Origin of the sequence: Bacillus multifaciens (assembly GCF_030756675.1) — a bacterium.
GTDB lineage: Bacteria > Bacillota > Bacilli > Bacillales > Bacillaceae_G > Bacillus_A > Bacillus_A multifaciens.
Genome location: NZ_JAVBXD010000075.1, coordinates 1 through 8,654 on the forward strand (window position 1 = coordinate 1; position 8,654 = coordinate 8,654).

The window sequence follows — 8,654 nt, forward strand, 5'->3', positions numbered from 1 at the left end:
TTCCCATACCGAACACGGAAGTTAAGCTCTCTAGCGCCGATGGTAGTTGGGACTTTGTCCCTGTGAGAGTAGGACGTTGCCAGGCAAAAACCTAAGTCGTTTCGACTTAGGTTTTTTTGTGTTTGAAACGTTCTTTTTCTGTGTAACTGTAATAACTTTTTATATAAAAACATAAAAAAAGTATCCTTAGATTCATAAAGGATACTTTTTAGTCTAGCTATGTAAAATTTTTAATGGGTTCTATATTGCCCCACTAATTTCTCTTCACCAATTCGAACAAGGCGTTTTGTGATTTCTCCTCCGACAGAACCGTTGGCACGTGCAGACGTCTCTGGACCAAGTGTGACCCCAAGCTCACGAGCAATTTCATATTTCATTTGCTCAATTGCACTTGCTGCACCTGCAATAAGAATTTCGTTTGTATTATAACCATGTCTTTGAATATTCATAATTACACCTCCATTATATTTGTATATAATGTGCTCTTAATTGTGATGAATATACATATATACTCAATATTTATATCTTCGTCTCGAATTCTCCTTAGATGGAAAGTTTAAGTTGATGGATATGTGGGAGCGCCACGTTGCCATCACCCTAAGATAAATCTTTACCCTAAAAATACAAAAAACACTATTCTTTTTATATTATGATGGAACGCGCTGGTTGATAATAGTGTTGTATGTGAATGAAAAGGTCCTTCAGACTTTGAAGGACCTTTTCATACTTCTTGATGATTAGCTAAATCAATGAATATCAACTTTTTTAAAATAGAATAGTATTGCGAGAAAACCGATAATAGCTGTAGCGGCGATGGCAACATAAGAATATTCTGGAGGATATGTTGGTTGCAATTCATTATTTACTATATCTAGTGCAGCCGTCCAAGGAAACAAATCTTTGTGTTCCGAACTTGCAGTTAGAACATTTACCATTGCTACAACAATTGTTAATATAATAGGCGGAACATAAGTCTTCATTACAAGAGTTAGCAGTACAATAGGAGAAGATAAGATAAAAAGGAATCCACCGCCTAGTAAAAATCTCACTAAAAATTGAAAAGATAAAGGGATGCTTAATCCAGGAAAACCTCCTAATAGCCCTAATAGTAAAGTTAGTCCCCATGCAACTATAGTTAGGATCATAATCCAAATAAACAAAAGGATAAATTTGCTCATAATAAAGTTAAAACGTGATACAGGAATGGTTAATAAATTTTTCAATGTATTTTCTGTGTATTCACGATTAAAGAGATAAGCGGTAACGACCCCGTATAGAAGGACTCCCATAAATAATATAGTATACATATTTACATTAAGAAAAAGGGCATCGAAACTCGCGGGTGTAGCAGATGGTTTTGTTTTCATTTCTATATAAAAGGCCAAAACGATCATAAACGGTGCTACCGCTGCCCCAATAATACTAATTAAGAACATATTAGAACGTTTCAGTTTTAATAATTCTGTATATAGTAGATTAACCAATGGTCCCACCCCCAACCAATTTGGTGAAATAATCCTCTAATCTGTCTTCGTTCATCATAATTTTTAATACTTCAATATCGTTTTGAACAAACATTTTATTAATCTGTCCTTGTTGTCCGAAATGAGAATACACGCGAATATTTCCTTCATCATGAACTTCGTAATCAAAAATATGAAATTGTTTTTCTAAAAGCATTGCAGCTTTATTATCGTCATTTACTTGGAATTCTAAGTATTTACGATTTGTTTTTCGAAGTGTATCAAGAGCGATTTCTTCTAATAATTTCCCTTCATGAATGATTCCCATATGATCGACTAGCTGTTCCACTTCCGCTAAAATATGGCTGGAAATTAATATCGTTATATTTCTTTCTTGTGCTAAAGATTTAATAAGTTTGCGCATTTCTTTAATACCAATTGGATCTAAACCGTTTGTTGGCTCATCTAGTATTAATAGTTCGGGATAATGGAGAAGGGCCCTTGCGATTCCTAATCGTTGTTTCATCCCCAAAGAATATTTCCCGACTATTTTTTTCGTTTCATGCTGCAGCCCTACAATTTCTAGTGCTTCTTCAATGGCATTCTTTTTATGGACTCCGATTATCTTTGCGTTAATTAATAGGTTCTCTCTTGCAGTAAGGTTTTCGTAAAACCCTGGAACTTCAACGATAGAACCAATTCTTCTTAAAATTTCTTTTTGATTTTTGAAGAAATCCTCCCCGAATATTTCGATTTTTCCGCTTGTAGGTTTTATGAGACCTAGCAGCATTCGAATTGTCGTTGTTTTACCTGCACCGTTTCGCCCGATAAAGCCGTAAATCTCTCCTTGATTTACATTTATATTTAGATTATCTACTGATTTTTGATTGCCGTAAATTTTAGTAAGGTTTGTTGTTTTTATAATTGCACTCATTTTGGAACACCTACTTTCTATGAACTCTTACTTACATAATAAAAAGGAGGATTTAACAGCTGCTTAATCATTTCTTAACTGTTTCTTAAAAGTAGTGTAACTACTCAGTTACTCTGTAAAAAAAGAAAGAAAAGCATTTTTTTAAATGGTCTGGGAGGAACTGGCGATGCATAGGAGCGGTCAGGGCCTTTTCCTGCCACGCGCAAAGTTTTAAAACAAAGAAAGGAAACGAGGCGAGGCGCATGTCTATCTTTACCTTCTTGGCAGCAATTATAGGTAAGTGTATTTTCGATGGGAGTATCCCCCTTACTAAACTTCTACATGCAATGTATGGCTGAGTAGTTACAAAGTAGTTTGTTTAGGCATGGAAAAGCTGAATGTGGTTCGTTCCCATGGAATACTTTCTGCCCATATTTTTCCGCCGTTTTTTTCTACGAGAGCTTTTGCAATAGCGAGTCCTAGACCACTCCCGCCATGCGAAGCATTCCTTGATTGGTCACTTCTATACATTCTCTCAAATACGTTTTCTAAATCATTATTTGAAATTCCAGGTCCTTTGTCCCAAATGAGTAGTTGGTATTCAGAAGTGGTTTCTAGTAGTTCTATTCCCACTACCTTTCCCACTTTTCCGTAATGTATCGCATTTTTCGTGAGGTTACCTATAATTCGGACAAGACTAAGGTGGTCTGCTGTAATAGGGCAAGGTGTTTCTGGAATATAAACTTGCAATTCTATGTTATGTTTTGAGAGTTCAGGTAAAAATTCAATTAGCGACTCTCTAGTAATCTCAGCAAAATCGAGAGACTCTTTTTGCATGTGGAATTCATCTGCATCTAGCTTAGCCATATTAAATATTTGATCAACTAATTGTTTTAAGCTGCTTGATTTCTTTGAGAGTATTTCGAGATATTCTCGCCTTTCATCTTCTGAAGAAGCGATCCCATCTTTTAAAGCATCAACATATCCAATAATGGAAGTAAGAGGTGTTCGAATATCGTGTGAAATACTAGATAAGAGTTGTTTTCTAGCCTCTTGCGACTTTCTAGCGTCAACTTGTACCTTTTCTAGTTCTGTAATTAATTCATTTATAGAAAAAATGACATCATCCAACGAGTTATCATTGGTCGTGTATAACCTTGTCTGTAAATTTCCATCAATTGCTCGTCGTAAGCTAGCAACGATAGATTTCCGACTCTGAATAAAATGGATTCTTATAAAGAAAAGACTTACCGTTATAAGAAATAATACAGTAAATAAAATGAGTTTAAATGTATGACTCATTTCAATAAGCAGAAGTATCGGAATGATAATAAGCTGAAATGAGATAAGATAAAGAACTTTATCGTTTTTCATCTTTTTCACCTACAAATTTATAGCCGATTCCCCACACAGTTTGGATGAACTTTGGGTTTGAAGGATCAGTTTCGATCTTCTTTCTAAGTTTTCTAATATGTACCATAACTGTATTATCATCTTCTATATAATTACTGTCCCAAACATTGCGAAAGAGTTGTGTTTTCGTAAATACTTGTTCAGGGTTGGAAGCAAAAAATTTTAGTAGCTCTAGTTCTTTCGCAGTTAAAGCTATTCCTTCTTCACCTACGGTAACTGTGTATTTTTTTAAATCAATGGTTAACCCTTTAAACTGAAGGATTATTTGTTCATGAGAGATAGCGTCGCTTCCTAATACTAAAAAACGTCTCATAAGAGCTTTCACCCGTGCTACTACTTCATGGATACTGAAGGGCTTTGTAATATAATCATCTGCACCAATACTTAATCCTAAAATTTTATCTACCTCATGATCTTTAGCAGTAAGCATTAATATAGGAATGTTTGTTTGCTCTCTAAGCTTTTTGCATACTTCGATACCGTCTATTTTCGGCATCATCAGATCTAATATGACGAGGTTATATTTATTTTGCTTAAATAAATGAAGGGCTTCTTCGCCATCGACTGCTACATCTACTGTATAGAATTCTCTCTCAAGATATTTTTTTAATAAATCTCTTATTTCTTTTTCATCATCAGCTATAAGTACGCGAACGGTTCCCATCTTTTCACCTGCTTCTAAATTGTAATTTGGTTGTATGAACTAATTATATACTATGAATTGTAAAAATAAGGAGACGTTTTATACTTTAGAGTATTGGCTAACTACTTCCAGCGCTTTTCCTCTCACAAACTGTATTAATTCAACAGGCTCCTCTATTAATATTTCCGCCCCAAGACTAAGGAAAAGTCCTCCGATAAAAGGTATATCTGATTCTCTAAACTTTTCTTCAATTATTCCCTTACCATTAGAGGTAACTTGAATCCATTCTCCAATAGGATGAGGATCAATCATTTTACATCCTTTTTTAGTTAGCGTTGCTCGTAAAGTAAGTTCTTTTGATGAAGTTTCTGTTTGATTTAGCCATTGTGTAACCGGCATATCTCTTGGGATTGGCCCTGAGAAATTGTGCTGTATTTTGAGGGAAATAATTCGATCGACTCGAAATGGGACATTCCTTTTTCGTTTATAACAAAATGCAGGAGAGTACCATAAGCCATTAGATAGAACTAGTCCATAAGGAAAGATTGTTCGGACTGAATATCCGGAACGGGACTCGTATTCTATTTGAAGATGCTTTTTGTCTAATGATGCTTGTAAAAGTTCTTTGAGGTAATGATTTTTAAAGCTTCTTTTGGGGGAATCGATAGCTAGTCTATCTTGTAATGTCTCGATTTTTTGAAGCATCTCTATAGACATACTGGAACGGATTTTAGTAATGGTTGATATATTTTCTTGTTCAAAAGGTCCGTCCTCTAAAAGTTTATAGGACAGCAGTAATCCTGTAGCTTCTTCTGGTGTTAATGAGATAGTAGGGAGTTTTTGTTCCCTTATAAGCGTGTAGCCACCATTTGGCCCGGGGGAAGAAAAAAGAGGGACACCCATTTCGCTTAATAGATGTAAATCCCTAAGTATCGTTCTTTTGGATACTGAAAATTCGTTTGCTAACTCTTGAGCAGTAAATCGATGTTTTGTATTTAGTGTAATTAATAGTTCAAATAATCTCCCTGTTCTAGACATAAAAATATCTCCTAGCATTAGTGACATTGTTTGTCACCAATATACGATAAAATAAATGTGAAGTCACGAAGTTCGCTTCATGTACGAGGGGAAACTAAAGGGGGATTAGGAAATGAGAGAATATACGGTAAATAGAGAGGGAATAAAAATTAAAGCTTATGAGTACAGCCAGAACGGTGAGCCGATTTTATTTCTGCATTATATGGGAGGAAGTGCAGCTATTTGGCGAAGCATTATTCCAAAGTTTATAGAAGAATATCGCGTGATTGCTATTGATATAAGGGGACATGGCAATTCGGATCATCCTCAAAACGGATATCAACTTGAAACTTTAGTTGAAGATGTTCGAGATCTGCTAGATGTTCTCGGTATTTATAAAACTCATATAGTAGGGAGTTCGCTTGGTTGTTATATTGGAACAATGTTCGCATCGATGTATGCAGATAGAGTTATGTCATTAGTGAATTCTGAAGGAGCTTTAGTCAATCATTCAGGCGATGGTGGCTTGTATACAGAATCGAAAGAAGAGCATGTAAATAAATACTTTTCTAATCCGGAGCAGGAGTTTGATTCAAGAGAAGATTTGATACAGTATATGAAAAAGAACTGGCTACCATGGAATAAGAACAGAGCTTTAGTTATGGAAGATTATAACCCTCGAAAACTTCAAAATGGAAAAGTGGCGTTTGTGTCTAAACAGGAGAATATGAGACAGATTGCGGAAGATCTTTATAATAGAAGGATAGAAGAGTTGTATGATAATGTCCAATGTAGAGTATTATTCCTTCCAGCAGAAAAGGAAGGTGATCTTAATAAGAAATTAGCGTTCATAAAAAGTGTTGAATGTAAGTTAAGGGAAAGCAAAACAGTTGTAATTCCTGGGTCCTCTCATGCTATGATGTTTGATCATGCGCAGGAGTTTGTTCATGAGATTAAGGGGTTTTTGAATTCTTCTTATAAGTTAACGTAATTACACAGTAGTTTAGTAATAATCCTCACCATATCATTTCGGGAATTTTGTACGATTTTCCCGAAATGGTGTTGTGACCACATAGCCATCAACCGAGCGAAAATAAAATACCTAAAACAAAAAAGGTGAACTTAATTGTCATAAATAAATGTAGCGAGAAAAAATTCGTTTTGGGTGCATTTCAAAATCTTAAGTTGATGGCGATGGGATGATCCCTCTATCAATTCTTGTTTACATATATAAATCCAACTTGATTTCCCAACACACAAGTCGCAGCCATATTGAAAAATAACCTGCTACTTTCTCCTTCTCTCTGTTTGAACATCGCATGTGGCAGGAAAAGGCACTGACCGCTTCTACTCACGGCCAGACGCTCTCGCCTCCCTAAAAAGAAAAGGGTTTTTATGTCGGTTTTTCAATTTGCATATATATAGTAAGCTCTGATGACCATTGAGATTCATTTTGATATTTATATTGAAAATATAAAAAAGATTGCTATAAACTAGAGTCACCATAATTATCAAATTTTTTGTTTGTTATTATTTTATATCCAAACTCACACACGATTGTGAGTGGCGGGATTTTGTAGAGTTTTCACTCTGTTTCGTTCGCCTGTTGTCCTGAACTGGACAGCGGGCGTTTTTTATTTATAAAGGAGGATTTTGTATGAAGAAATTTAAGTTTTCATTATTAGTTTTATTCGGTGCCTGCAGCTATGGCGTACTTTCAACAATTTTCAAGCTCGGCTTTATGAATGGTTTTTCTGCGCATGAGCTATTAGGCGGACAATATGTATTTGGTTGGATTGGACTTTTACTACTCGTTCTTCTTATCTCACGTCATAAAGTTTCAACAAAACAAGTACTTTCATTATTAGCTGTCGGAACAACAATGAGCATGACCGGCATTTTCTATGCAATCTCTGTAGAAGAATTACCAGCTTCGATTGCTGTTGTTTTACTCTTTCAATTTACATGGATTGGAGTAGTCATTGAAGCAATTGCGAATCGAACATTTCCAAGCCGTGAAAAGATAATATCGATTATCATTTTATTTGCTGGAACGTTATTTGCAGGTGGTGTGTTTGAAGGAATTGGACAAAACTTCTCTACAAAAGGCATTATTTTTGGACTATTAGCCGCTGTTTCTTTTTCCTTTTATATTTTTGCAAGCGGACGTGTTGCTACAAATGTACCGCCATATACAAAAAGCTTTCTGATGACAACAAGTGCTACGCTTATCGTTTGCTTAATCTTTCCTCCAAACTTCTTAACTGATGGTGCCTTACAGGCTGGATTATGGAAATATGCATTCTTCCTAGGCTTCTTCGGTGTTGTTGTACCAGTCATATGCTTCTCCATTGGTGTCCCAAAAGTAGGAACAGGACTTGGAACGATTCTAGGAGCTGCCGAACTACCGACAGCAATTATCGCTTCTATTACACTTATTCATGAAGTCGTATCGCTATTACAGTGGCTTGGCATTGTTTGCATATTGCTTGGTATTTTCACACCGCAAATCCTTACTGCACGGAAAGAAAGGAAACGTAATATAGAACAAAGCGCCTAAAAAAGAGCACATGATGTGCTCTTTTTACTTTAATGCGACGTATAGCTTTTCTTTTCTTAAGTTGATGGGCATGTGTTGTAATCCCTAATAGGGGAATGTTATTAGGGTAAAAAGGCTTTTCGCTATTGAATTAACGTTGTTTTTATATGGAGTCTCTATAGATATGTTTCATAAGCCAGATATTAAGGAGAATTAGGCTTACGCGCCTGAAATTCTATATAAAGTATATTAAATAACAGTTCTATTTGGTATATCTAAATCCATTTTGAGTTTTTGCATATAAGTTGCATGGGTGCAAAATAATGAAGTAATAAGAGATAATATTTTATTTTAAAAAAGTTATTGACTATTATTATAAAGAGGAGTAATATTATACGAGTCGCCGGTGAAATAAAGTAACCAAGACAAACGAAAAAAAACTTAGTTGACATCGAATAACTGAAATGTTAACATAAGGGAGTCGCAATTGAGCGACGGATAAGTTCTTTGAAAACTGAACGAAACAAACAACGTGAAACGTCAATTTTTATTTATGATGCTAGACAAACTTTATTGGAGAGTTTGATCCTGGCTCAGGATGAACGCTGGCGGCGTGCCTAATACATGCAAGTCGAGCGAACCGATTAAGAGCTTGCTCTTAAGAAG

At 35.5% G+C, this 8,654-nt stretch carries 8 protein-coding genes and 2 rRNA genes; 4 read left to right on the forward strand and 6 right to left on the reverse strand.

The genetic code is table 11. From position 1 onward, the window contains the following. Positions 1 to 85 (forward strand): 5S ribosomal RNA (gene rrf / locus Q9306_RS24075); the annotation flags it as partial. 145 nt (positions 86 to 230) lie between these two features. Here the strand turns inward: rrf and Q9306_RS24080 are convergent. From Q9306_RS24080 to Q9306_RS24105, 6 genes are all read right to left on the reverse strand, one after another. Further along, positions 231 to 449 (reverse strand): alpha/beta-type small acid-soluble spore protein, encoded by a 219-nt coding sequence (locus tag Q9306_RS24080; protein ID WP_306203095.1) that lies wholly within the window; start codon positions 447 to 449, stop codon positions 231 to 233. A gap of 297 nt (positions 450 to 746) precedes the next feature. After that, positions 747 to 1,484, reverse strand: coding sequence for an ABC transporter permease (locus Q9306_RS24085; RefSeq protein WP_306203097.1), 738 nt, complete (start codon positions 1,482 to 1,484; stop codon positions 747 to 749). Further along, positions 1,477 to 2,397, reverse strand: a complete 921-nt coding sequence (locus Q9306_RS24090) for an ABC transporter ATP-binding protein (RefSeq protein ID WP_306203099.1) — start codon at positions 2,395 to 2,397, stop codon at positions 1,477 to 1,479. The genes Q9306_RS24085 and Q9306_RS24090 overlap by 8 nt, the downstream gene beginning before the upstream one ends. Positions 2,398 to 2,739: 342 nt before the next feature. After that, complete coding sequence (locus Q9306_RS24095; protein ID WP_306203102.1) at positions 2,740 to 3,750, reverse strand: sensor histidine kinase; 1,011 nt, start codon at positions 3,748 to 3,750, stop codon at positions 2,740 to 2,742. Next, complete coding sequence (locus Q9306_RS24100) at positions 3,737 to 4,453, reverse strand: response regulator transcription factor (protein WP_306203104.1); 717 nt, start codon at positions 4,451 to 4,453, stop codon at positions 3,737 to 3,739. Before Q9306_RS24100 ends, Q9306_RS24095 begins: the two co-directional genes overlap by 14 nt. Before the next feature lie 78 nt (positions 4,454 to 4,531). Beyond that, the gene (locus tag Q9306_RS24105; RefSeq protein ID WP_306203106.1) at positions 4,532 to 5,470 is read right to left on the reverse strand and encodes a helix-turn-helix transcriptional regulator; all 939 of its coding nucleotides are present in this window, start codon (positions 5,468 to 5,470) and stop codon (positions 4,532 to 4,534) included. A 112-nt stretch (positions 5,471 to 5,582) separates the two neighbouring features. Between Q9306_RS24105 and Q9306_RS24110 the strand changes: the two genes are divergently transcribed. The 3 genes from Q9306_RS24110 to Q9306_RS24120 form a co-directional block, all read left to right on the forward strand. Beyond that, the gene (locus Q9306_RS24110; protein ID WP_306203108.1) at positions 5,583 to 6,440 is read left to right on the forward strand and encodes an alpha/beta fold hydrolase; all 858 of its coding nucleotides are present in this window, start codon (positions 5,583 to 5,585) and stop codon (positions 6,438 to 6,440) included. Positions 6,441 to 7,106: 666 nt separating this feature from the next. After that, positions 7,107 to 8,009, forward strand: a complete 903-nt coding sequence (locus tag Q9306_RS24115; RefSeq protein ID WP_306203110.1) for an EamA family transporter — start codon at positions 7,107 to 7,109, stop codon at positions 8,007 to 8,009. 549 nt (positions 8,010 to 8,558) lie between these two features. Then, positions 8,559 to 8,654 (forward strand): 16S ribosomal RNA (locus tag Q9306_RS24120); the annotation flags it as partial.